Annotated in this window: 19 protein-coding genes; 8 read left to right on the top strand and 11 right to left on the bottom strand. The window is 63.8% G+C overall.

Going from position 1 to position 24,261, the window contains the following annotated elements; all coding sequences use genetic code 11:
* Positions 1-247 precede the first annotated feature (247 nt).
* From AC6I6S_RS18115 to AC6I6S_RS18100, 4 genes are all read right to left on the bottom strand, one after another.
* The gene (locus AC6I6S_RS18115) at positions 248-1,366 is read right to left on the bottom strand and encodes an ABC transporter permease (RefSeq protein ID WP_497952096.1); all 1,119 of its coding nucleotides are present in this window, start codon (positions 1,364-1,366) and stop codon (positions 248-250) included.
* Positions 1,353-2,375: an ABC transporter permease gene (locus AC6I6S_RS18110; RefSeq protein ID WP_497952094.1), complete on the bottom strand. Its 1,023-nt coding sequence runs from the start codon at positions 2,373-2,375 to the stop codon at positions 1,353-1,355. Before AC6I6S_RS18110 ends, AC6I6S_RS18115 begins: the two co-directional genes overlap by 14 nt.
* Positions 2,376-2,445: 70 nt before the next feature.
* A complete protein-coding gene (locus AC6I6S_RS18105) occupies positions 2,446-2,679 on the bottom strand; it encodes a hypothetical protein (protein WP_497952093.1) in 234 nt (77 codons plus the stop codon).
* Positions 2,680-2,749: 70 nt separating this feature from the next.
* A complete protein-coding gene (locus AC6I6S_RS18100; protein ID WP_497952092.1) occupies positions 2,750-4,936 on the bottom strand; it encodes an ABC transporter ATP-binding protein in 2,187 nt (728 codons plus the stop codon).
* Between the two features lie 191 nt (positions 4,937-5,127).
* Between AC6I6S_RS18100 and AC6I6S_RS18095 the strand changes: the two genes are divergently transcribed.
* Both AC6I6S_RS18095 and AC6I6S_RS18090 read left to right on the top strand, forming a co-directional pair.
* Positions 5,128-5,424 (top strand): hypothetical protein, encoded by a 297-nt coding sequence (locus AC6I6S_RS18095; protein ID WP_497952091.1) that lies wholly within the window; start codon positions 5,128-5,130, stop codon positions 5,422-5,424.
* Between the two features lie 170 nt (positions 5,425-5,594).
* Positions 5,595-7,487: an ABC transporter substrate-binding protein gene (locus tag AC6I6S_RS18090; protein ID WP_497952090.1), complete on the top strand. Its 1,893-nt coding sequence runs from the start codon at positions 5,595-5,597 to the stop codon at positions 7,485-7,487.
* A 64-nt stretch (positions 7,488-7,551) separates the two neighbouring features.
* Here the strand turns inward: AC6I6S_RS18090 and AC6I6S_RS18085 are convergent, their stop codons facing one another.
* The 3 genes from AC6I6S_RS18085 to AC6I6S_RS18075 form a co-directional block, all read right to left on the bottom strand.
* Positions 7,552-8,112, bottom strand: coding sequence for a YdcF family protein (locus tag AC6I6S_RS18085; RefSeq protein WP_497952088.1), 561 nt, complete (start codon positions 8,110-8,112; stop codon positions 7,552-7,554).
* 80 nt (positions 8,113-8,192) lie between these two features.
* Positions 8,193-9,281: a M14 family zinc carboxypeptidase gene (locus AC6I6S_RS18080; RefSeq protein ID WP_497952087.1), complete on the bottom strand. Its 1,089-nt coding sequence runs from the start codon at positions 9,279-9,281 to the stop codon at positions 8,193-8,195.
* Positions 9,282-9,675: 394 nt separating this feature from the next.
* Positions 9,676-10,617, bottom strand: coding sequence for a dihydrodipicolinate synthase family protein (locus tag AC6I6S_RS18075; RefSeq protein ID WP_497952086.1), 942 nt, complete (start codon positions 10,615-10,617; stop codon positions 9,676-9,678).
* A 532-nt stretch (positions 10,618-11,149) separates the two neighbouring features.
* On the opposite strand from AC6I6S_RS18075, the gene AC6I6S_RS18070 reads away from it, so the two are divergent.
* Positions 11,150-12,202: a Gfo/Idh/MocA family protein gene (locus AC6I6S_RS18070; protein WP_497952084.1), complete on the top strand. Its 1,053-nt coding sequence runs from the start codon at positions 11,150-11,152 to the stop codon at positions 12,200-12,202.
* Between the two features lie 21 nt (positions 12,203-12,223).
* A complete protein-coding gene (locus AC6I6S_RS18065) occupies positions 12,224-13,129 on the top strand; it encodes a hypothetical protein (RefSeq protein ID WP_497952083.1) in 906 nt (301 codons plus the stop codon).
* Positions 13,130-13,143: 14 nt separating this feature from the next.
* Here AC6I6S_RS18065 and AC6I6S_RS18060 read toward each other — a convergent pair whose 3' ends face one another.
* Positions 13,144-14,595, bottom strand: a complete 1,452-nt coding sequence (locus AC6I6S_RS18060) for an enolase C-terminal domain-like protein (RefSeq protein ID WP_497952082.1) — start codon at positions 14,593-14,595, stop codon at positions 13,144-13,146.
* A 131-nt stretch (positions 14,596-14,726) separates the two neighbouring features.
* Between AC6I6S_RS18060 and AC6I6S_RS18055 the strand changes: the two genes are divergently transcribed.
* The 4 genes from AC6I6S_RS18055 to AC6I6S_RS18040 all read left to right on the top strand — a co-directional run bounded on the left by AC6I6S_RS18055 (position 14,727) and on the right by AC6I6S_RS18040 (position 20,461).
* Positions 14,727-16,778 carry an alpha/beta hydrolase family protein gene (locus AC6I6S_RS18055; protein WP_497952081.1) on the top strand — a complete coding sequence of 684 codons (2,052 nt, stop codon included), beginning with the start codon at positions 14,727-14,729 and terminating at the stop codon, positions 16,776-16,778.
* Between the two features lie 144 nt (positions 16,779-16,922).
* Positions 16,923-18,551, top strand: coding sequence for a SufS family cysteine desulfurase (locus AC6I6S_RS18050; protein ID WP_497952079.1), 1,629 nt, complete (start codon positions 16,923-16,925; stop codon positions 18,549-18,551).
* Positions 18,552-18,637: 86 nt separating this feature from the next.
* Complete coding sequence (locus AC6I6S_RS18045) at positions 18,638-19,639, top strand: Gfo/Idh/MocA family protein (RefSeq protein WP_497952078.1); 1,002 nt, start codon at positions 18,638-18,640, stop codon at positions 19,637-19,639.
* Between the two features lie 126 nt (positions 19,640-19,765).
* Positions 19,766-20,461: a type 1 glutamine amidotransferase gene (locus AC6I6S_RS18040; protein ID WP_497952077.1), complete on the top strand. Its 696-nt coding sequence runs from the start codon at positions 19,766-19,768 to the stop codon at positions 20,459-20,461.
* Between the two features lie 21 nt (positions 20,462-20,482).
* Here the strand turns inward: AC6I6S_RS18040 and AC6I6S_RS18035 are convergent, their stop codons facing one another.
* The 3 genes from AC6I6S_RS18035 to AC6I6S_RS18025 form a co-directional block, all read right to left on the bottom strand.
* Positions 20,483-21,700 carry an aminotransferase class V-fold PLP-dependent enzyme gene (locus tag AC6I6S_RS18035; RefSeq protein ID WP_497952075.1) on the bottom strand — a complete coding sequence of 406 codons (1,218 nt, stop codon included), beginning with the start codon at positions 21,698-21,700 and terminating at the stop codon, positions 20,483-20,485.
* The gene (locus AC6I6S_RS18030; protein WP_497952074.1) at positions 21,697-22,431 is read right to left on the bottom strand and encodes a fumarylacetoacetate hydrolase family protein; all 735 of its coding nucleotides are present in this window, start codon (positions 22,429-22,431) and stop codon (positions 21,697-21,699) included. Before AC6I6S_RS18030 ends, AC6I6S_RS18035 begins: the two co-directional genes overlap by 4 nt.
* 107 nt (positions 22,432-22,538) lie before the next feature.
* Positions 22,539-24,137 carry an N-acyl-D-amino-acid deacylase family protein gene (locus tag AC6I6S_RS18025; RefSeq protein ID WP_497952073.1) on the bottom strand — a complete coding sequence of 533 codons (1,599 nt, stop codon included), beginning with the start codon at positions 24,135-24,137 and terminating at the stop codon, positions 22,539-22,541.
* Positions 24,138-24,261 lie beyond the last annotated feature (124 nt).

Here is a 24,261-nt window from a genome sequence, read left to right as displayed (position 1 = left end):
GGAGGGTGATTCCACACCCCTTGTTCGGTGTTCACAACATACTCGATCCTCAAAACTGTTGGTATAGGATACATCTGATGCCGATAATTATGGGTTGTGTCGGTGTGGCCGACCGAGGTTCGACCCCTACTGATGTCTATCTAGCGGTGGCATCGGGTTCCGATACCGGTCGAGACCTACTTCGCCCGAGCGCCTCGCTGTACGTTTTGCCTGACAACACGAGGGAAATGAAATGAGTTCGAACGCGTTAGTTGTCGACCGATTCGCCGTCGCCTCCCACTTTCTTCGCGTGGCGGGCGCGGATCCGGGGGTTGAACACGCGGTCCATCCCCTGGGCGAACATGATCAGGCCGAACGAGATGATCACGATCGCGAACATCGGCCAGAAGATCTGGTAGAAGTTCGAGAGGTTGACCAGTGCGTGGGCTTCCGAATACGCCGTATCCATCATGATACCCCAGTTAGCCGTGGTGAACGGAAGAATGCCGAGGAAGTACAGCGCGACGGCTCCGAAGATCACCGAGCGGCCGGCATGTGCGGCGTTGATCAGAATGTACGGCATCAGCTGAGGCGTGATATCCCGCGAGAGGATCGTACTCGAGGAGAGCCCCATCGTTCGCGACGCCTCGACGTAGGACTCCTCGCGAAGCGTAAGCACCTGCGACCGCAGCGCTCGTGCGAGTCCGGGCCAGGAGTCGATCGCGAGGACGATACCGACCATCCAGGGCTCCCGGGGCGGATAGATTGCCGCGATAACGATGATCAGGGGCAGGCCGGGCATCGTCATCACAACGTCGGTGATATACATGAGGAACGAATCGACTTTCCCACCCTTGTAGCCGGCCGTGATGCCAATGATCGCGGCGAACCCGACGGAAACCATCGCACCTGCGACGACCATTTCGAGCATGTCCGGCGTCGCGTGAACGAGGTTTCGGCCGATTGGCGTCCCGTAGTTGTCGGCGCCGAGCGGGAACTCCAGGTCGAACCCGGGGATAGAGACGTACTGTAGCGAGAACGAGTACTCGGTGCCGATGTCGATCCAGCCGCCGTCCTCCCAGAGCGCGGAAACCCCACCGTGGAACGGCTGCAGGTTGTTCGGCGCCTGGTTGGTCCCCGGAGAGGGGACGAGCCACGTGCCGACGGTACCAACGAACACGAACATCGTGATGATGAAAATGCCGAAGCGCATCCGCCAATCCTCCCAGGCAACCCGGGCCGGTGCGAGGACATACGCGTCCAATGCACGGGCGTACCGTTCCTTGCGCGAGAGTTCGACACTCTGGCCCTCGGAAAGCTGACCGAACAGTTGTTCGTCCGAAAGCGGTTCGTCTCCGCCTGCACCAGATCCCTCAGTATGACTCATTGTTATCACCAGATCCGATCCGTGGGTCGACGACTCCGTACGTGAACTCGGCGATGAGGATACCGATCAGTGTGACGATCGTAAAGAAGAGGAACGACCCCATCAGCAGCGGATAATCACGCCGGATGACCGCATCGTAGGTGTACCAGCCGACGCCAGGATACGTGAAGATGAACTCGAGGACGACGCTGCTCGAGAACACCGCGGCGATGCCGATCATCATCTCGGTGTACAGCGGGAGGATCGCGTTTCGTGCGACGTACCGGGTCGCGATGCGCTCGGAACTGATCCCCCGGAGCCGGGCGACTCGCAGATAGTCTTCCCCGAGAATTCGTATCGAGTTGCCCCGCATCGCCAGCGCACCACCCCCGAACCCGACGATGAAACTCGACATGATCGGTAGCGTTCCGTGGTGGACGATACTCGACATGAACTGGACGTTGAGTCCGGCTTCCAGGTTCGTGTTGTACCGGCCGCCGGTCGGGAACCAGCCGAGCTGGTGCGCGAAGAACGTAATAAAGAGGATCGCGCCGACGTAGTACGGTATCGAGTTCAGGAACGTCGCGAGGACGGTCGTGTAACTGTCGAAACGTGATCCCTCGGCGTACGCCATCGCTGCACCGAGAAGGATATTCGCTGTATAACCGAACGCCAGTCCGTAGACGCTGATAAAGATCGACCAGGGCATCGCCGTAAAGAGAATGTCGAACACCGGGTCGTTGTAGAAGATCGACTCGCCGAAGTCCTGGTACAGAATGATGTCCTGAAGGTACTCTACGTACTGGATGTACCAGGGCTGGTCGGGATCGAACCCAGTGTGTTGTTCGACCATCGCGTCGAGGTAATCGGGATTGACTGTCTGTCCTCGCGCTTCGGCCTGCCGCTCGAACTCTGCACGCATTGCCTGTGCCGGGCTCCCCGGCATCAATCTAAACAGCGCGAACGTGACCGTCGTCACGCTAATTAGTACCACGAAAGCGTGTAACACGCGATTGACAAAATACCTCATCTAGGTACTCCTGAGTCTGGCTGCATACATATTATATCTTTCCCAGGGTGCGGTACAACGATTCGGTCGCTTAGCCCTTACTCCACCGACACTTCCAGAGAAGGAAACCACTCAGCAGCGCAAACACTGCGCCACCGAGGATGTTCAACACGACGATTACGAACGTCGCCGACTCCCGGTCGGCGGTGAAGAGCCACAGCGACATGAGCCCGATGACGGCGACCGAGAACGTAAACAGGAGCCGCCACGCCTGCTCGTAGTCACAGAGATGATCGAGGAAGCTTTTGTCGTATTTGCTGCTCATTCGTCCGCGGTAGTTTCGAGCGGTGATAAAAATAGTTTACCTGACGTCGATCGATCGAGTGGCACTCACCTCAGTCCTGAGCCGTCTGTTCCTCGAGGTCGATGGTCTCCTCCTCGACCGGTTCGCTGTTCCAGTACTCGTGATTGGGTTCCTCGCGGAAGCAGGCGACGCGAGAGTGGTTTCCGCTCTCGAGGAGGTCCGGCATCTCCCGGGTGCAGACCTCGCGGGCCTCCGGGCAACGGGTGTGGAACGGACAGCCCTCGGGTGGGTCGGTCGGATCGGGGATGTCGATGTCGCGGATCGGCGGTTTCGTCGCGTTCGCTTCTTTCGCGGCATCGGGGTCGAGCGGCGGCGTCGCCCAGCTCAGCACCTTCGTATAGGGGTGTTTCGGGTCGTGGATGATCTCCTGCGCCGGGCCGATTTCGACCAGGTGACCGAGGTACATGATCCCGATCCGTCCGCCGGACTTCTCGGTCAGATAGCGCGCGTTCGAGAAGTCGTGTGAGATGAACAGGTACGAGGTGTCGAACGTTTGCTGAAGGTTGAGCATCAGATCCATCATCTCGACGCGCAGCGAGACGTCGAGCGCCGACACCGCCTCGTCGGCGAGGATGAGGTCGGGACTCATCAACAGCGCCCGCATCAACACGACGCGCTGTTGTTCGCCACCCGAGAGCTGGTGGGGGAACCGCAGCGCGTAGTCCTCGGCGGGTTTCATCCCGACCCGCTCGAGGAGGTTGTAAATCACCGTCTCTCGCTCCGAGGCGTTGAGGTCGGGACGCCACCGCTTTAACGGGGCGGCGATGCTCGCCCGGACCGTCCGGGAGGAGTTGAGCGAACTGCCGGGGTCCTGGTGGACGATCTGCAGCGACCGTCGGATGTCTTCGAACGGAATCTCGCCCCCGCCGTCCTTCGCCTCCCAGATGTCCTGACCGCGATAGGAGACGGTGCCGCCGGTCGGTTCCTGAATCCCGATCGCCGTTTTCCCAAGCGTCGTTTTCCCACAGCCGGACTCGCCGACGAGAGCGACGACCTCGTTCTCACGGAGGTCGAGTGTGACGTCGTTTACTGCCTTGACGATCGTCTCCTCACCGAACATTTCGTCGATGAGTCCCGAGATGTTGAAGTGAACGTCGACATCGTCGAGCGAAACGACGGTCTCCTCCGTCGACTGGGCCACCGATTCGATCGAGTCGGGATCGAGTTCGTCGGTGCCGAGCGAGTACTGGATCTCGTCTGCCGACTGCTCCCAGTGGAAACAGGTGGCCCCGCGGTCGGTATCCACCGCGTGATACGCCGGATCCTCCTCGCGACACTGCTGGGTCGCCATTGGACAGCGCGGATGGTACGAACAGCCGGTTGGCGTGTTCACCGGGTCGGGGCTTTCGCCGTCGATCGTGTTCATTTCCTCGATCGGGGCGTCGACGCTCGGGACGGATTTCAGCAACGCGCGCGTATACGGGTGGGCCGCATCCCGGATCACCTCCTCGCTCGGACCGTATTCGACGAACTCGAAGGCGTACATCACGGCGAGGCGGTCCGCGATACCTGCAACCAGCGGCAGATCGTGCGTGATGAAGAGGATGGTTAAGTCGTACTGCTCCTGAAGCTCCGTGAGGAGGCTCATGATCGACCGCTGCATGAGCAGGTCCAGTGCCGCCGTCGGCTCGTCCATGACGAGCACCGGCGGCTCGAGGACGAGACTCAGCGCGATCAGCGTCCGCTGTTTCATCCCGCCCGAGAGCTCGTGTGGGTAGGCACCGAGCACCCGATCGGGATCCATATACAGGTCCGCGATAAGCTGGCGAGCGTGTGCCATTCGATCGTCGACGTTCTTGCCGTGGGCCTTGATCGTTTCGACGAAGTGATCGCCGATTTTCATCGTCGGGTTCCAGGAGCTCATCGCACCCTGGAACACCATCGCGACCTCCTCCCAGCGGAACTTCTCGAGTTGGCTGTCGGTCAGCGAGAGGACGTCGACGGGATCGCCCTCCTTCGGGTGGTAGATTACCTCGCCGCTCGCGACTCCCGGATCGACGACGGCGTTTAGCATCGCGGACGCGAACATTGATTTCCCGCTGCCACTCTCGCCGACGATGCCGAGCATCTCGTCTCGGTAGACGTCGAAGTCGACGTCGTCGATGACGCGTGACTTTCCGCGGTCCATGTCGAACGCGACGTCGAGGTTGCGCACCTCGAGAATTACGTCCTGTCGTCCGTCACTCCGGTTTGGGGCGTCGAATTGGGTCTGAGTCATATGAGATGAGCGATTGTGGCGTACTCGATCAGGGGGTGTCGAACCATCCAGGAGTACGGTGGGTTCCTATGAGAGAGCAGTTGGGACAACGGCCATATTAATCTTTTCCGTGATCGGGTTCTGAAACGGCAGTCTGTGCCGTCCGACACCAAATATTTATAATGGCTTCGATAACACTGGAGGTAGATACGATGGGAACAGTAGCCGAGTCCGGACCGACCGAGTCGGAAGACGCCGAATCGCACGAGACGAAAAGCGTCGCGTACAGAACGCTCAAACTGCTGCGCGGATCGCTCCTGCTGTCGTTCGTCGCCGTGGGGATCGTCCTGTTCGCGATCGGAATGGTGTTCGAAATCGCGAACGTCACCAGCTTCGAGATCACTAGCCAGGACGGCGTCATCGCCGGCATGCTTGGTGTGTTCGGCGTTTCGTCGATTGTCGCTGCCGGAGCGGGGTACGTGATTTTGCAGCTGGTCCAGCGGAAGTAGCACGAGCGAGCGACGAGACGGCGGCAGTCGCTAAACAGGCATAGACACAGAGCGAGACTTCGACCCATGCCACACGTTTCCATACGCTGGTCGAGTCGACCGTACCAATCCGGGCGTCACCCCGCCCAGGAGAAAGATATATAACACCTGAAGATAAGTATATCTGTTGTATGTCACGCAATGGCAGAGACGGGACCGTCAATTCGATAGAGGAGCTCTTTAGCCGCCGGCAGATCCTTGGTGCCGGGACGGCAGCGATGGGTGCTGGGCTTGCAGGATGTTTGAGCGGCGGTGAAGACGACGACGGTGACGATACCGGCAACGGTAGCGGCGACGGTAATGGGGGCGACGGGGAAGCGACCACGGTCACGATGGCGATGCCGACGATCCCAGACGAGATGAATTTCAACACCTGGGCGTCGGGATACCCGTGGGACAACGCCAAGATGTTCATGGAGTTCCACACGCGGTACTTCGCCGACGGGTCGGTCGAACACGACCTGGTCGACGACTGGTCGTACGACGAGGGCGATCAGGCGCTGTCGGTTACCTACAGCGACGAGTTCTACTGGTGGAACGGCGATCAGGTGTCCGCCGAGGACGCCTACTGGTACAACATGTGTGCCCACCTGTACGACCCCGAGGGCTCCGACTGGGACGACCTCGAACTTCAGGAAGGCGACAACACGCTCGTCTACCACTTCAAGGAACCACAGAGCCCACAGCTCATCGAGTTCCAGGTCGGCGGCTATCTCGGTCCGATGCTCAGGGGTAAAGGCGAAAAATTCCAGCCGTGGGCCGAAGAACTCCAGGATGCTGGCGATCAGGACGAGCGACTGGCAATCCAGGAGGAGATGGGCGAGGATATGCCGCTTCACATCTCGACAGTGATGGACGAAGGACTCGGCGCCGGTCCATTCGAACTCGTCGACTACGACACTGAAGGGATGCGCTTCGAGAAGTTCGACCAGCACCCCTACGCCGACGAGATCAACGTCGACGAATTCCACTGGAACCTGGCGGCTGACGAGGCGCTCGCACAGCAGATCATGGCTGGCGACGTCGACATGGGATTCGCGATGGTCGAAAACTGGGTTGGCGAAGGGAACGCGCCGGACCACGCGGAGAACGTCGGCGTTCACACCAGTACGTTCATGCGCAAACTCGAGTTCTTCCACAACGGTCCTGGCTCGGAACACCTCGATCAGATCGAGGTTCGCCGCGCGATCGCACACGTGCTCGATCACAGCCACATCGCAAACAACTATCCCTCGGAAGCGATCCCCCGCGAACAGCAGACGGGGATCACCTCCTCGATGACCGAGAACCTGCTCGGCGACTACGCCGACGACTTCATCGACTACCCGTACCAGGGCGATGAAGACGGCGCGGCCGACCTGATGGAATCCGCCGGCTACGAACTCGACGGCGACAATTGGGTCGACGAGGACGGCGACACGGTCACACTCGAACTCGTGATCTCCGAGGAGCACACCAACATCGCCCGGACGGTGTCGGACCAGCTCGGATCGTTCGGATTCGAGATCGACTTCACCGCCCTCGAGGGAGCGACCTACAACGCTCGGCGCGAAGACCGGGTCGACTTCGACATGACCGTCGGCAGCCACGGCGGACAGAACCCACACCCGTTCTGGTACTTCCGTATCAACCACTCTCACAGCAACGACCTGGGAGACTACGGTGTCGTCGAGCGCAACATCGCGGACGGCGCGACCCGCGCGGAGTACAACGGCCGTGAGATGGTTCTCGAGATCCCCGAGGAAGTCGGTGCGGAGGATCTCTCCGGTGGAAGCCAGGAAATCAACCTCTTTGAACTCCACAACGCACTCGAGAGCGCCCAGTCGGAGGAAGAAACCCAGGAACTCACCGAGACGCTGACGTGGTACTGGAACTATCAGCTCCCCCAGATCGACCTCATCGAGCCACAGACTGGCTCCTGGGGTAACACTGAGAAGTTCGATTTCAACCCGGACCACGTCGGCTGGCAGGTCTACCGCGCAGCCTACCACCAGCTGAAGCGCGGAATGGTCAACCCGCGATAAACCGATCCACTCGGATCGAGCCGATTTCGTTTTTTGCGCTCAAACACCGAGTCGAAGCGTCCGTTCAGACCGTCAGTACCACCGGCTCGAGGTCGTACCAGTCGTGATTCGTGACGAGACGCCGGCGAATCGTCTCCGTATCACCGGCTGTGACTGGATCGAAGAACGCGCGCGTTCGGTCGTACGATTCGGGCCGACCGGACTCGTCACCGTCGTCAGGCGTCGAAACGGTGTGCGTCGTATCGATCGTCACCCCGTCGCCGAAACACTGCTCGAACACGTACGCCGCACGCTCGGCGTGGGAGTCTGCGGTAACGAGCCGGATTACGCCGGGGGCTCCTTCGAGGCCGTCGACGACGAGCCGTGAGAAGTAGCCGTTTCCGATCGTGTCGCGCGAGCGCCGCTCTCCCAGCATCGACTCCTCATCGACGCCACATCGGCGCGCGTACGCCCGCATCACGTCGCTTTCGGCTTGCGGAAGATCTCGGTTGCGTCTCCCACCCGAGAAGAGTAAATACCGGGAATCAGTGGTTCGAAACGCCTCGATTCCCGTTTCGACGCGATCCCGGAGGTGTGGGTGGATCGCCGGCGCGGAGAGTTCCTGTCCAAGGACGACAACGACCATTACTATAGGTCATTCACCGGCCCACAAAATACATTACGTTTTTGTGTACAGCGGGCAGGAAGTCGGTTCCCGGAGTCGTCCTACGGGTCGGCGTCGGTCGTTGCATGTCGCAACATTGCCTCGTAGAGAGCGAGTTGGGCGTCGAGAATCTCCTCGAGCGAGATGTCGCCAGTGTAGCCGTCGGATAACCCGTGTGCGGACTCGTGAAGCAGTCCGGTCGTGCCGCTCGTATGATAGGCTGCACTGACCAGGTTGAAATACGGGGGCGGACTCCCGCTCTCCCCTGCGACGTCCGCGAGATGTATCCGCGGAATCTCGAGGTCGGCGAGCAACGAGTTGTACTCCCGGTGGATCGACCGGACGTCGGCCTGTACCTCGAGCGGGACGTACTTCGTCCGGAGGAGTCCCGGCGGATAGCCGTGACTGTGGAGCGAGACAGTCAACTCGGGCGCCTCTCGTCGGGCGACGTCGAGTATCGCGGGCGCCTCCGGCCCCATCGGATCGAAGAACTCGTCGTGCATCGGGTTCACGCCGTCGTCGTCGAAGTAACAGCCCAGGAAGCCGACGTCGTCACCGACCATCGGATGTCGTTTCTTCGCGTCCGGATAGCCGATGAGCGTATCGTCGGCCCACGTCCCCTGACCCCAGAACTCGAGATCCGCCAGGGTTAGCCCGTGTAAGGACTCCGGCTCGAACCGGGCGAGTCCGTCAGGGTTCCCACACGGGAGCACGACGATCCGACACTCGTCGGCCAGCCGCCGGAGCGTCGGCTGCTCCCGGCCGCGGAGGTCACTCCCGGTTTCGAGAACCGAAAGCAGGTTGCACAGTCCCGTCAGCCCCTCGACTTCGTGGCCGTGAACGGGTCCGACGAAAAACACGACCGGTTTCGTTCGGTCGTTCCGATCGGCGTACACCGTCGGATCGCCGCCGGCGACGGCCGAGTTGAAGTTCGCCCGGCCGTCGGTCGCCTCCCGCTCACCGTAAGTCACGAGGCGAATCGGTCGATCGCTCGGCGAGACAGTCAGCTCTTCGACGCGGCCGCGCTCGAGACCGTCCAACTGGGCCTCGAGCGCCTCGAGGCTGCCGATCCAGAACTCCGGCAGCGTCCGATCGGGGATACGGTCGACGGCCTCCGTGTACGTCATCGTCTCGCGACGGTCGTCGGTCATCACGTCCGACCAAAGAACGTATACAGCTTAAACGTTCGGCTCCCTGGGACGATACGCTGAAATGACGGTGTGGAAACCGAGTCCGTCCGGTCGCGGCGAATCCGGCGACCCACGTGACGACGATACCCCCGCTACCGGAGGTACCGTCTGGTGACAACAAACGTGGACCCCAGTCCGGTCGGCTGATCGGTCCGGCTCTTGCGAACCGGCTTCGATCAGCCGTTACCGGTGGACGGGGTTCATGCCACGGAGGCTATATGATGGGTGCATTGCCCTGGGTGTGGTCAAGTGCCGATACCCCGCATTGTCGGTGCCGCATGCCGACGTTTGCCATACGTACCGGAGTGGTATAAAACTAGTTACTGTGACGGATTCGAACGCCGGTAGTAGACGTCTATGCGTTCGGTGTGGTTCGATACGCCGCCTCCTCGAGGCGCTCGAGATACCGCTCGACGCGCTCGCGGTCTGCGTCCTCGAGTTCGACGAGCGGGTGCCGAACGGGGCCGCCGTGCATTCCCTGAAGATCGAGCCCGTACTTGACGACCGGGACGTTCTTCGCCGCTCCAAAGGCGGGACCGCCGCCGGCCTCTTCACGGAGGTCCTCGTAGGGCCTGAGCGCGTTACGGATCTCCTTCGCCCGCGACCAGTCGCCGTCGCTGAGCGCGCTCTCGAGGGCCAACACAGGCTCGGGGACGAAGTTTCCGATGCCTGTCGTGAACCCAGTTGCGCCCTCGAGTGCGTACGCCAGTGCGTACCGTTCGGCGACGCCGTTGAGCCAGACGACGTCACCGGAGACAGTGTCGGTCACGCGGGCGAACTGCTTGATGTCGTTGACAGCGTACTTGACGGCCAGAACGTTTTCTATCGTCGAGAGTTCGTCGAGCACCGTCTCGCTGAGCAGCGGCCCGCGTTTGTACAGAACGATCCCCAGGTCGGTCGAATCCGCGAGCGTCCGATAGTACTCGATCAATCCCTCCTCGTGGATGTACGTATGCCGAGGATACATGATCATCGCGGCGTCCGCACCGGCTACCTCGTAGGCCTCGAGCAACTCGAGTGCGTTCTTCGTGCTGCCGCCGACGCCACCAACGACCGTCGCATCTCCGGGGAGCGCATCGACGGTCGCGCTGACGACGTCGATCCGTTCATCCTGTGAGAGCGAATAGTACTCGCCGGTGTTTCCACACGGGATGAAGACGCGAGCGCCGCTCTCGTACAAAGACTGGGCGTTCTGCGCGATCCGGTCCTCGAGCACCCGCTGACCGTCGTCGCTAAACGGCGTTGCCGTCGTAAACGAGACGCTCCGGAGACTCTCGCGGACATTCTTGTATGACATGAGTGACAGTGGCACGTTTCGAAGTCGGCCGGCATTAGCGTTCCGGTCGAGGGGTTTCTGGTTCGGAAGCAGCGAATCGACGTGGCATCGGTCGAACGGGGGACGCGGGTCGTCACCCCACAGATACTGTTTTGCAGAGCCAAACGTCGGGAGGTATAACAACGGGTGTGTCCGCAGAGAGGCAGAAAAATATTACATGCATATGTTTGTAACATTTCGGCCGGTCTTTGGCATTCGTTCGCGCGCCCATTGAGAGAGACTGACGGAGGGACGAGATACCGATGAGGGGGCATATTGTTTGATGACGCAAAACACACTTCACCGTTTCTCGTGTTGACAGCGCTGAAGCGGACGAAATAGGACAGTTCGAGACGAGTATAACGAAAGTCGTCGCGCAGTGCGTTTTGATATACAAAACGCCCATGGGGCGTGTTGACACGGTTTCGTTCGGGCGCCGAGACCCGAAACACGATCGATAAGCAGTCACCGGCAGAACTATGGGAAACTCCGCGCAACTACGGCCCGATACAGCATGAGCGACTACACCGTCGCCGTCGTCGGAACGGGCCCACACCCGGACGGGGCCGATCACGACGGCTATTCGATGGGGTATCGTCACGGGCGAGCCTACCAAACGGTCGACGGCTGCCGTCTAGCGGCCTGTGTAGACGTCATGGACGAACACGCTGACGCGTTCGGTACCGAATTCGGCCTCGATGATGCCGTCTACACCGATCTCGAGGCGATGCTCGACGCCGAATCGCCCGACATCGTGAGCGTCTGTACGCCTCCCTCCACACACGTCGAACTGGTCGAAATGTGTGCGCGCCACGACGGCGTGAAGGCAGTTCACTGCGAGAAGCCGCTGGCAGCGACGGCAGGTGAAAGCCGACGACTCGTCGAAATCGGTACCGAAAACGACGTCCAGCTAACGATCAATCTGCAGAACCGATGTACCGAGGTCGCACGCGAGATCAAATCGGCCATCGACGAGGGAGTCATCGGCGACCTCGAGCGGGTCGAACTCGGCCGCCAGGATCTGCTCCAGACGGGCCTTCATCACGTCGACATCGCGAACTTCGTGCTCGAGGACGAGCCCGTCGAATGGGTGATCGGACAGATCGACTACCCCGACGAGCACGTCTGGTACACCGAGATGCCGGCGGAGGTCCAGGGGCTGGGCATGTGGCGGTACGAATCCGGCGTCCACGGGCTCTGCTCGACCGGAGAGGGCAAGGAGGCGGTCGGTCCGATGACCAACCGGTTTCTCGGTTCGGGCGGCGAGATCGAGTTCGAACTGGCCGACAAGTACCGACTTCGCACGCCCGACACCGAGGGTTGGGAAGCCGTCGCAGTCGACGGGATGCCGGCACAGGAGGCCGCGATCGACACCGTCGTCCGCTCGCTCGAGAGCGGCTCCAGACCGGTCATCAGCGCCGACCGAGCGCTCGGCGCCACCGAAATCGTCTTCGGGATCTGGGAGTCTGCGCGCCGCCGCGGCCGCGTGGAGCTCCCCCTCGAGATCGACGACAATCCGCTCGCGGCGATGATCGACTCCGGGGAGTTGCCGCCCGCACGGGAATAATGACTACCGTCGATACCCGCCATGCACACTGAAGATCTCGCCGTCACCATCGACCGATTCGACGAAAATCCCCTCATCACTCCTGAGTCGGACGACAGTCTCGGGACGAACGTCAACGGACCGTCGGTGATTCGTGCCCCCGCGTGGCTCGAGGAGCCGCTCGGCCGCTACTATCTGTACTTCGCCCACCACAGCGGGACGTTCATCAGACTCGCCTACGCCGACTCTCCCTGCGGTCCGTGGACGGTTCACCCGCCGGGAACGCTCCGACTCGAGGACACGCGGTTCGACGAGCACATCGCCTCACCTGACGTCCACGTCGACCACGAAGAAGAGCGTATACGAATGTACTTCCACGGTTGTTGTGGCCCGTTCGACCACGAGGCCGGCGAGATGAGTCAGGTAACCGACGTCGCGACGTCGACCGATGGGCTCGCGTTCGACGTTCGCGGGGAGACGCTCGGCACCTCCTACTTCCGGGTGTGGGAGTACGGGGACGTCCACTACGCCGTCGCAAACGACGGCCATCTGTATCGAAGTACGGACCCGCTGGCTCCGTTCGAGCGGTGCCAGGAACTGTTTCCCCGGAACCGGCACTTCGCCGTCAGGCGCCGGGGCGATCGGCTCCAGCTGTTCCTGACGCGTCGCGGCGACCGCCCCGAACGGCTGCTGGTGGCGACGATGGACCTCGAGCCCGACGACGAGTCGTGGCGACCGGAGCCCCACCCGCCCGAGACGGTCCTCTGGCCGACACGGGAGTACGAAGGTGGAACCCTGCCGCTGGTCACCTCGAGCGACGGGAGCGCCGACGAACCGACGCGGGCGCTTCGTGACCCCGCCGTTCTCGAGGACGAGGGAGACACCTACCTGTTCTACGCGATCGCCGGAGAGCGCGGCATCGCCGGCGGAAAACTGGTCGACCGATAGCCGACGACTGCGGGCTACTCGAACAACGACTCGATCGACCACTCCGCGAGCGGCGTGAACCGAGCGGGATCGAGGGCGAAATCCCGACCAAAGGGCGCGTCGATCACGCTGTCGAAGCGCATCCGACCGCTCTCGACGTCGAGTGCAACGAACCCCGCATCGTGTTTGCCGTAGAGATCGCCGTGGGCCTCGAGGACGGTTTCCTGCAGGTCATCGGGAAGGAAGCTCAGCCCGCGGTAGTAGTGGTGGCCGTTTCGCTCGACGTGCTCCACTCCGAGCGTGCCCATCACCGCCAGATCGTGGAGCAGTTCGACGGGGCCGATCGTGGTGAGGTCCTCGCCGCTCATGACGTACTCGCGGTCTGCATCCTCACGGCGCCGTCTCTCGAGGAGACAGGCGTTGACGACGCCCTTGAACACGCCCTTGCAGTTCTTGTGACTCGTTCCCGCGTAGCCACACTCGAGGGCGCGGCCCGCGCTGTCGAGACGGTCGTCCGACTCGTCGATGATGATCGGCGGTCGCTGCTCCCAGTTCGTAAGCACCGCGCGGGTGTCCTCTGTGAGCGCCTCGTCACGCGGCAGGGGTTGTTCGACGTAGGCGACGTGATCGACGACGGCGGCCAGCGACGGATCCGCGACGTGGCGCTCCCACTGTTCTTTGAACGTCTCGACGTCCTCGTACCCCTCGTTCGCGTCGACCGTACAGAACCAGGACTCGAGCGAACTCGCCTCGAGCACGTCGCCGATGGCGGCGAGGCGGTCGGCGTCGCGTTCGGGATCGGCCGAGAGCTTGATCTTGAAGTGGTCGACGCCGTCGCGTTCGATGTACTCGTCGAGCGCCTGTGGAAGGCCGTCCTCGAGCCGATCCTCGGCCGCGATTTCGGCGCCAGCGAGCGGGTCCGTGAGCCCGACCGTGTGGCGAACGGCTGCCTCGTAGGTCGGGTCGGCAGGCAGGAGGTCTCCCGGCGTCTCGCCCTCGAGTTCGTCGTAGATTCGGCCGGGTTCGACGCCGAACGCGCCGGTTCGAATCCCCTCCGCGAACGTGAGTTCCTGGTGTCGGCAGTAGGCGTCGAGCAACGCCTGCTCGACCATGCTCACGCCGTAGCCCCACAGCAGCGGCGGATGGTCGGTGTCGGTTGCCCACTCGCGCTGGCGCTCGTAGAGGTCGTACCAGCAGTCGAAGAGGGAATCGGCGGGCTCGAGGGAGGCGGCGTGCTCGCAGGCGGCCTCGAACACCTCACACAGCTGTTCATACTGCTCGACCAGCGAACGGTCGGGGTCTTTGAGGAACCACGCCGGTGCGATGCCGACCATCGAGACACCCGAGGAACGGTCGCCGTCGATATCGAGGGTGAGTTCGAGGAAGTGGTGGGCACCCTCGGTCGCGACGACGTTGCCGAAGTGAAACGCCATCCGTTTCTCGTTGGTTCGGACGTACTGGTCGGTGCTGACGACCTGGATAGCCATTACGCAGAGCAGTGCCACGGAGTGATATAAGTGTACGTGATCACGCGACCGGGCCGCTTCGAGCCATGAAACCGTCGAAGCGGGTCGCCGCCGTCAAAACGTTGAAGGTGCCGGTCGCCAGTTACGAGGTAATGGACGGGTTCGACAGCCACATCGATGGGTTCTACGACGTCGAAAACCAGCTCCCGCGATACCTGCTGGAACGGGTACGCGAGCGGTTCGACACCGAACGCGAACGCAAGTCAGCGATCGAAACGGTCGACGACCACGAGCGCCACGCCCGGGAGATGCGCGAGGCGTTTCTCGAGGGACTCGGCGGCCTTCCCGACGAGCGGCCGGCGCTTTCCGCGGAGACGACCGGAACCCTCGAGCGCGACGGCTACGCCGTCGAAACCGTCGTCTTCCAGAGTCTCGAGGACTTCCACGTCACGGGGAACCTCTACCGGCCGACTCGAAGGGGCGACGATGGAGACGCGAACGGTGACGGGTCCGAAGGTGACCCCTATCCGGCCGTGCTCTTCCTCTGTGGCCACGCGGCCGTCGGCAAGGCCGCCGGCGGCTACCAGCAGGCCTGTATCGAACTCGTCCGCAACGGCTTCGTCGTGTTCGCGATCGATCCGATCGGTCAGGGCGAGCGGATGCAGAGCTACGATCCCGAGACGGGCGAGATTCCGCGCCAGAACACGGCCGAACACACCTACCTCGGCCAGCAGTGTGCCGCTGCGGGGTCGAATCTCGCCCGCTACTTCGTCCACGACATGATCCGGGCGCTCGACTACCTCGAGGCCCGCCCCGACGTCGACGAAACCCGGCTGGGTGCGACCGGCAACTCCGGCGGCGGGATGCAGACCGGCTTCCTGATGCTTACCGACGACCGCCTCGAGGCGGCGGTGCCCTGTTGTTTCGTCACCTCACGGGAGGCGTACATGCGGACGGGACAGGCCCAGGACGGCGAGCAGATCGTCCACGGCGCGATCGACCGCGGCCTCAACTACGACGACTTCGTCTCGGCATTCGCGCCGAAACCCGCCCTGATCGGCGCCGCCCAGTCGGACTTCCTCTGCATCGAGGGCGCCCGCCAGAGCCTCGAGCGAGCCAAGACCGCCTACGGCCTCTACGACCGCCCGGAGAACGTCGACCTCGCGGTCGCGGACCGCCCCCACGGGCTCTCGCCGCCGCTCCGGGAGGCGATGGTCAACTGGTTCCGCGAACACCTCCGTGGTCTCGAGCCCGATTTCGAAACCGGCGACCCCGCCGTCGAGGACGAGTCGGACCTCCAGTGTACGGAGACCGGGCAGGTCCACGGCGAGTATCCCGACGAGACGCACGTCGTCGAACTCACCCGATCGTTCATCGACGAGCGCCACGACGAGGCGGGGACGCCGCCCGCGGTCGAGGACCGAGCGGCCTACGCCGAGGAGATGCGCGAGACGGTGATCGACGCACTCGATCTCGAGCGCCCCGACTGCGATCTACACCCCCGTCGGATCGAACGCGAGGTCGACGAGGAGCGCGGCGTCCGCTGGGAGAAGACGTTCTTCTACAGCGAGCCCGGAATTATCGTGACGGGAATCGTGGCAGTGGCGCTCGAGTCGCCCGACACGGTCGTCCCGACGGTCGTTCTGCCGGATCGCGGAACGAACGAGTTCGACGCGTACCGGGACCGTACCGCGGAGCTGGCTCGCGAGCGCGGTGCCGCGATAGTGTTCGACCCCCGCGGCGTCGGCGCCGTGCGGGCACGTGACGTAAACACGCCCCAGTCCAACGGCGGGGAGTACTTCGACTACCACGGGACGGAGTACAAACTCGGCAGCGATGCGCTCATGCTCGGCACCTCAGTGTTCGGGATGCGGGTGTTCGACGTCTGTCGGACCCGCGAGTACCTCGCCCACCGGGTCGACGACGCAGACGTGCTCTCCGCGGATGTCCAGAGGTACGGTCTCGAGGGAGTCGGCCTCGGCGCGCTCCACGCCGCGTACGCCGCCGTCGCCGACCCCGCGTTCGAGGAGATCCGGCTCACGGACCTGCCACCCTCGTTCCACGACAACGCCACGAGTCACGAGTACGAGATCGACTTCCGCCGGCGCGTCCACGGGCTCGTCGGGGTCTGTGACCTGCCCCAGCTGCTGCCGGTACTCGAGGATCGGAGTCTCGACCTGGTCGACTCATCGACAGCTCGCTGACAGCAGGCGCCTGATAACCAGACTGGTTACGGCTCATCCGGTCGCGCCGAACGGCTCGGGTAGCCCCCTCTTACCGGGCGCAATTCGAGTGACTGCAGCGAGACGACTGCGTAGATTTATGTCGTTGCCACCGAACAGTCGAGCATGGACCCTGACGTATCGGCAATCAGGAAAGACTTCCCGATACTCGAGCGTCGGATCGACGACCAACCGCTGGTCTATCTCGACAACGCGGCGACCACGCAGACGCCCGAGCAGGTGTACCGCGTCTACGAGGAGTTCTACGGTGGCTATAATGCGAACATCCACCGCGGCATTCACGGACTGAGCCACGAGGCCTCGGTCGCCTACGAGGAAGCCCACGACCGCCTCGCGGAGTTCGTCGGCGCGAGCGGGGGCCGTGAGGAGATGATCTTCACGAAGAACACGACCGAGAGCATCAATCTCGTCGCCTATGGTCTGGGTGTGAACGAACTCGGCCCCGAAGACGAGATCGTCACGACGGAGATGGAACACCACGCCTCGCTCGTCACCTGGCAGCAGGTGGCGAAAAAGACTGGCGCCACCCTCCGCTTCATCCGGGTCGACAACGACGGCCGCCTCGATATGGCCCATGCCGCCGAAGTCATCGGTCCCAGCACCGCGATCGTCTCCGTTGTTCACGTCTCGAACGTCCTCGGGACTGTCAACCCCGTCCGAGAGATCGCGGATCTCGCGCACGAACACGACGCCCACGTGCTCGTCGACGGCGCCCAGTCCGCACCCAACAGACCGATCGACGTCGAGGCGATGGACGCCGACTTCTTCGCCTTCTCGGGGCACAAGATGGCCGGGCCGACCGGCATCGGCGGCCTCTACGGCAAACGCGAGGTCTTAGAGGAGATGGACCCGTTCCTCTTCGGCGGCGAAATGATCCGCCACGTTACCTTCGCGGACTCGTCCTGGAACGGCCTCCCCTGGAAGTTCGAGGCCGGCACGCCGCCGATCGCCGAGGGGATCGCCCTGGCCGCGGCGGCGGACTACCTCGAGGAAATCGGAATGGACACCATCCGCGACCACGAGAACGAACTCGCCCAGTACGCCCTCGAGCGCCTGGACGAGCGCGATCACGTCGAAACCTACGGCCCGCCGGCGGGCGAGGAACGGACCGGCGTCGTCGCGTTCAACGTCGACGGCGTCCACGGCCACGACCTCTCGTCGCTGCTGAACCGCCGCGGCATCGCGGTCCGGGCGGGCGACCACTGCACGCAGCCGCTACACGACATTCTCTCGATTCCCGGCTCGGCCCGTGCCTCCTTCTATATCTACAACACCACCGACGAGATCGACCTGCTGCTCGCGGCCGTCGACGACGCGGCCGACGAACTTGAGGGGTATCTCGAGTCGTCCTACCACGACTCGATCCTTGCACATCATGGGGATCGCCAGAACGCTGGCGGCCTCGCGAACCCCAGCTTCACGAAACACTCCGCGGAGACCTCCTGTGGCGACGAGGGCGAGTTTCACGTCTTCGTCGCCTCCGACGGCACGATCGAGGAACTCGGCTTCGAGAGCGAGAGCTGTGCGGTATCGACGGCGGTCGCGAGTCTTCTCACCGACCACCTCGAGGGCCGGTCTATCGAGGAGGCGGCGGCCCTCGAGGGTGAGGTCGAAGCGCTGCTCGAGGGCGAGTTCCCCGACCTCAGACACGACTGCGTGGTCGGACCGGAGGACGTGATCCGGGAGGGTGCGAGGGAGTACCTCGAGGCACACGAGGAGCCACCGGTCCGGTAGACAGGTACGGAACGGAGTCACGGAGTGATCATCTGCAGCCACCGGATGACGCAGCTTTTTGCACCAGCCCGTGTGAACGTCCCACAATGAGTATCGAAACACCACCGCGAGTCGGAATCGTCGGCCTGGGAACCATCGGGCGGATCCACGCGACGCGACTCCAGCCCCTCGACTGTGACCTCCTCGGCGCTGACCTCGACGCCGAGGCCCGCGAGACGTTCGCCGACGAGTTCGACGCCCCGACCTACCCCGACCACGAGGCGCTGCTCGAGGCCGACGTCGACGCGGTGATCATCGGCGTTCCGAACCGCTTTCACGAGGAGATCGCCGTCGACGCGCTCGAGGCCGGCGTCGACGTGCTGCTCGAGAAACCGATGGCGCACTCACTCGAGAGCGCCGAACGGATCGCGGCGGCCGCCCGCGAGGCAGCGGGGTTCTGTGCGGTCGGCTTCACGATGCGCTTTGCCGTCCCGACGGAGCGGGCGATTTCTCTCCGCGAAGACAGGCGGTTCGGCTCGCTCTCGGACGTCAGCGTCGACTACCTCCGACGCGGCGGCGTGCCGCGAAACGGCGGCTGGTTCGTCGACGAGGAACTCGCCGGCGGCGGCGTCCTGATGGATCTGGGCGTCCACGTGATCGACCTCGCACTGCACCTGCTCGAGTATCCCGACGTTCTCGAGGTCAGCGGGCAGGTCCGCTCGGCGTTCGGCGAGTACGACGTAGACGACTCCGCGAGCGCCTTCCTCCGGTGTGCCGACGGAAAGACGATCACCGTCGACGTCGCCTGGCACGGTACCGCAGAGCCCTCGAGAGCCTGCGTGCTCCGGGGCACTGAGTCCGGGGTGCGATTCGACGTGAGCGAAGCCGATCTAACGCTCGTAGATGCGGACCCCGACACTGAACCGGAACCCGTTCGGGCCGAGGCTATCGACATGTACGCGCGGGAAGCCAAGGCGTTCCTTGAGATGGTCGACGGTACGCGCGAACCGAGCGGCACGGTCGAGGAGGCGCTGACCGTCCAGCGGGTGCTCGAGGCGATCTACGAGTCCAGCGATCGGGGGCGAGCAGTCGCGCTCGAGGAGCTGTAGGGCGCGGTTTCGGGAGTAAACCGGGGTTTTCGAGATGGAACGCTCGAGCGGTGACTCGGGGCGGTCGAAGCGCAGGTCGTCTCGAGGCCAACCTTCATTACGTTTCGAGAGGATGTTCCCACCACGATGGATTCGCTACGCGTGGCGCTGCTGAACGCCTCCTTCAACGACGAGGCGACCGACCGGAACTTCGAACGCGACGTGGCCGCCGACGTCGCCTCGTTCGCGGTCAGCCAGGGGGACCTACCGGAACACTACGAGTGGGGTGCCGTACTCGTGAGTGGGTCAGCCGCGGCCGCCTACGGCGACGAGGAGTGGATTCCGCCGCTCTCAGACTGGCTTGAGGGTGCGATCGAGCGCGACCTGCCGATCTTCGGCGTCTGCTTCGGTCACCAGCTACTCGCACAGACCCTCGGCGGCGAGGTCCGGGATATGGGCGAGTACGAACTCGGCTACCGCGAGATGGAACGAACACGCGATTCGGAACTTCTCGAGGGACTTCCCGAGCGCTTTCTCGCCTTCGCGACCCACTCCGACGAAGTCGTCGCGCTCCCGCCCGGCGCCGACGTGCTCGCCGAAAACGACTACTCGATCCAGGCCTTTCGCAAGGATCGGGTCTTCGGGGTGCAGTTTCACCCGGAATACGACCGCGACACCGCGGTCCGAGTGACGCGCGGCAAGGACCTTCCCGACGAGCGGATCGACGGGGTGCTCGAGGGGATCACCGACGAGAACGCCGCGGCAGCCGCAGACGCAAAAGTGGTGTTCGACAACTTCCTCGAGTACGCCAGAACCTGCGATCGACGAGCGGCCGAAAACTGAAAGGTGACAGCAGCGATCCGACTACTCGCCGCCCGCGTTCGCGGCGATCCGATCGACGACGTAGTCGACCTCCTCCTCGGGCAGGCACCGCGGGTTGATCGTGAACTGCGACAGGTGCAGGTCGTCAGCGCCGACGAATACGCGCGGGTTCTCCTGGCGCAGTCCGTGAACGATGGCAGTGGCATCGACGGGTGCCGATTCGGCCACCGTGACAGTCACCGAGGTGACCGCCTCCGTCTTGCCGGCGTTCGCGAGTTCGGCCTCGAGGCCGTCGACGGGCCCGAGGGCCGCAGCGATCCGCTCGGCGCGGTCGTGCCACTCGGCGAGGACGGCCGCGTCGTCCTGTTCGATGAAGGCGTCGAGGGCGGCGATCAGCCCGGCGAGTTCCTCCTTGCCGACTTTCATCGAGCGGCCGATCCCCTGGCGGGGGACGCCGGGCAGTTCCTCGACGTCGACGAGACTCTCCGGCGGTTCGTAGGCCGCCTCCGCGGCGTGCATGTCGAGATGCTGGCGGGCGACGGATTTGATGAGGTCCTCGCGGCCGGCGAGGATGCCCGAGGACTGCGGGCCGCGGATTGCTTTCCCGCCGCTGAAGGCGACGAGATCCGCGCCCTGGTCGGTGTACTTCCGGAGGTTCTCCGTCGGCGGCAGTTCCGCCGCGGCGTCGACGATCACCGGCACATCGTGGGCGTGGGCGATCTCGCAGACCTCGGGGAGCGGGGGCTGGGTGAACGGTTTCTCCATATAGCCGATCGCCGCCGTCTCCTCGGTGATCGCGTCCTCGATTTCCCAGAGTTCGGTGTTCTCCGAGCCGGTTCCGAGGTGGTAGTCGTTGCCGCCGACGTCGACGATCTCCGCACCCGCGACGCGGAGCGCGTGATCGTAGCCGTTCCGGTGGGTCCGCGGAACGATGATCTCGCTCGGAACGCCCTCCGTGTCGGGCAGTCGGGCCATCGCCCCGAGGTCGTCGCCCGCGATACTGGCCGCCGCGGCCAGCGTGAGCGCCGAACTCGCGCCGTTCGTGACGTAGCCCGCCTCCGCACCGGTCGCCTCGGCGATCCGCTCCGATGCGGCTGCCTGCAGGTCGGAGATGCGGACGAACGCTTCGGCCGCCCGGTTCATCGCCTCGAGGGCTTCCTCTCTGATCAGCGTCCCACCGATCCGAGTTTTCGTCCCCGTCGCGTTGACGACGGGCGGCACGCCGAGGTCGTCGTAGATCGTGTCTCCGTCCAGCGTCATCGGGCGATCACGTGGTTCTCGAGGACGCCGACGCCGTCGAATTCCACCTCGACGGTATCGCCGGGGGCGAGTTCGTCCGGACCGAACGGCGTGCCGGTGGCGATCACGTCGCCGGGCTCGAGCGTGATGAGTTCGCTCACGTCCGCGACGAGTTCCGGCACGGAGAAGATCATGTGCTCGCGGGTGGTCTCCTGTTTCGTCTCGCCGTTGAGTCGGAGGGTGAGGGTGGCGTCGTCGGGCACCTCGTCGGGACTCGCCACGACGGGGCCGATCGGACAGGATGCGTCGAACGCTTTGCCGCGGACCCAGTTACGCTCCTGTTCCTGGTCGTCGCGGTTCGAGATGTCGTTGACGCAGGTGAAGCCCGCCACGTACTCCATCGCCTCCTCTTCCGAGACACCGCGACACTGCTCGTCGATGACGATGCCGAACTCGGCCTCGAACTCCACGCTCTCGCGTCCGGGCGGCAGTTCGATGGCGTCGTCGTGGGCGACCACGCAGTTTGGCGTCTTCAGGAACAGTTCCGGGCGCTCGGGGCGGTCCTCGAACCCGGACTCCTCGCGGTGGTCCATGTAGCCGCCGGCCTGGCAGACGACCTTCGTCGGTTCGGTCGGCGGGAGGACGTTTACCTCCGCTGTGTCGTACGTTTTGCCGTTCGCGACGATTCCGTCGTCGGTCCACTCGCCGCGTCGCGCGTAGCCCGTTGGGTCTTCGAATCGTACCGTTCGCATTGTGCCTCGAGGGTTGTCCCCACACACTAACGTTCTTTCGGTCATCCCGCCGGAAGTCGGAGCGTGAGTCGACCCCTGGCCGAACCGCTCCGCGCGATAGCCCGCTCTCAGGCCCGAATCGCGCCGCCGGGGCGAGCACCGGTGTCTTCGCCCTTGGAAACGATCGGTACGCCGTCGACGATCACGTGCTCGATGCCGATCGGGAAGCGTTCTGGGTCGTCGAATGTAGCCCGGTCGTCGACGGTCGCCGGATCGAAGACCACCAGATCCGCGTCGAGCCCCGGCCGGAGGACTCCCTTCGAGTCCAGCCCCATCGCTCGAGCGGGGAGCGCCGTCATCTTGTAGACGGCCTCCTCGAGGGAGAGGACGTTCTCCTCGCGGACGTAGTGGCCGAGAACGCGAGGGAACGAGCCGTACACCCTCGGGTGAGGACGAGCGCCGAACAGGCCGTCGGTGCCGACCGCGACCCGGTCGCTTCCCATGATCGCCCGAACGTCGGGTTCGACCAGCCCGTGGGCGATCATCGAGGCCTCGAGATCCTCGGCGAGCAACACCTCACAGAGCGCGTCGACCGGTTCGATGCCCCGGTCGCTCGCGAGCGCCGCGATCGTCTCGCCGCCCGACTCGCGGAACGTCTCGGAGGTGAGGTTCGTCGCCTGGATACGGTCCCAGCCGGTCTTGCCGGCGACGTTCTGCCAGCCGTCGATCCGCCACTCCTCGATGTCTCGGCGGATCTCCTCGCGCTTGTCGGGGTCCGACAGCGTCGCCCGTAGCTCCGCAGCGTCGTCCGACTGCGCCCACGGCGGCAAGAGAGCGGTGAGCATGCTGCTGCCGGCGGCGTAGGGGTACTGATCCGCCGTGACGTCGATCCCGCGCTCGCGGGCGGTTTCGACCAGCGCGAGCAGTCGGTCGGTCTTCCCGTGCTGGGCGCTCCCGGTGAGTTTGAAGTGAGAGATGTGCACCGGGATGCCGTGGTCGGCGCCGATATCGAAGAACTCGTCTAAGGCCTCCCAGATCCAGCGGCCCTCGCTTCGGATGTGAGCAACGAACGGCCGGCCGTGCGGTTTCAGTTCGGCCGCCAGCCGGGCGACTTCGTCGGTATCCGAGTACACCTGCGGCGTGTACACCAGTCCCGTCGAGAAGCCGATCGCGCCGTCGGCGAGCCCCTCCGCGACCAGATCAGCCATCGCCTCGAGGTCGGCCTCCTCGGGTTCGACGTCGTCCATGCCAAGCACCTCGTAGCGGGCGGTGCCGTGGCCGACGAGCGTGGCGACGTTGGGCGCGATATCGGCGTCGTCGATCGCGTCCAGATACTCGGCCATCGAGTTCCAGATCCACTCGCCCTCGAGGCGGCCGGCGAGGCCGCTCAGATACTCCTGCCAGGAGTCGATGCCGTCCTCGTCGTACAGCGGGGCCATCGAGAACCCGTCCTGGCCGAGAATTTCGGTGGTGATCCCCTGGCGGGTCTTCGGCGCGAGGGCGGGATCGGCAAACAGCTTCAGATCCGAGTGAGAGTGGGCGTCGATGAAGCCCGGCGCGACGACACTACCGGCGGCGTCGATCCGCGCCTCCGCGTCGAGACCGTGGTCCTGGGCTCTGCTCACGTGACTGATCCGACCGTCGGTGACGCCGACCGTCCCGCGGAACCAGGGGGCACCGGTCCCGTCGACGATCCGGGCGTTCTCGACGAGTAACTCGAGGCTCATACCTCACCCAGTTCGCCGCTACCGTCCTAAATCCACCGCTCGAGCGAGCGCTGGCGGGGGGCGGCCCGTTGGGAACGTCGCAACGCCGTTCCGATCGCCGGAACCTATTTGCCCATCTCCAAGA

The sequence above is a fragment of the Natrononativus sp. DTA114 genome, from assembly GCF_059736515.1.
Note: the sequence above shows the minus strand (reverse complement) of the source record. Positions and strands in the feature narration are given on the sequence as shown.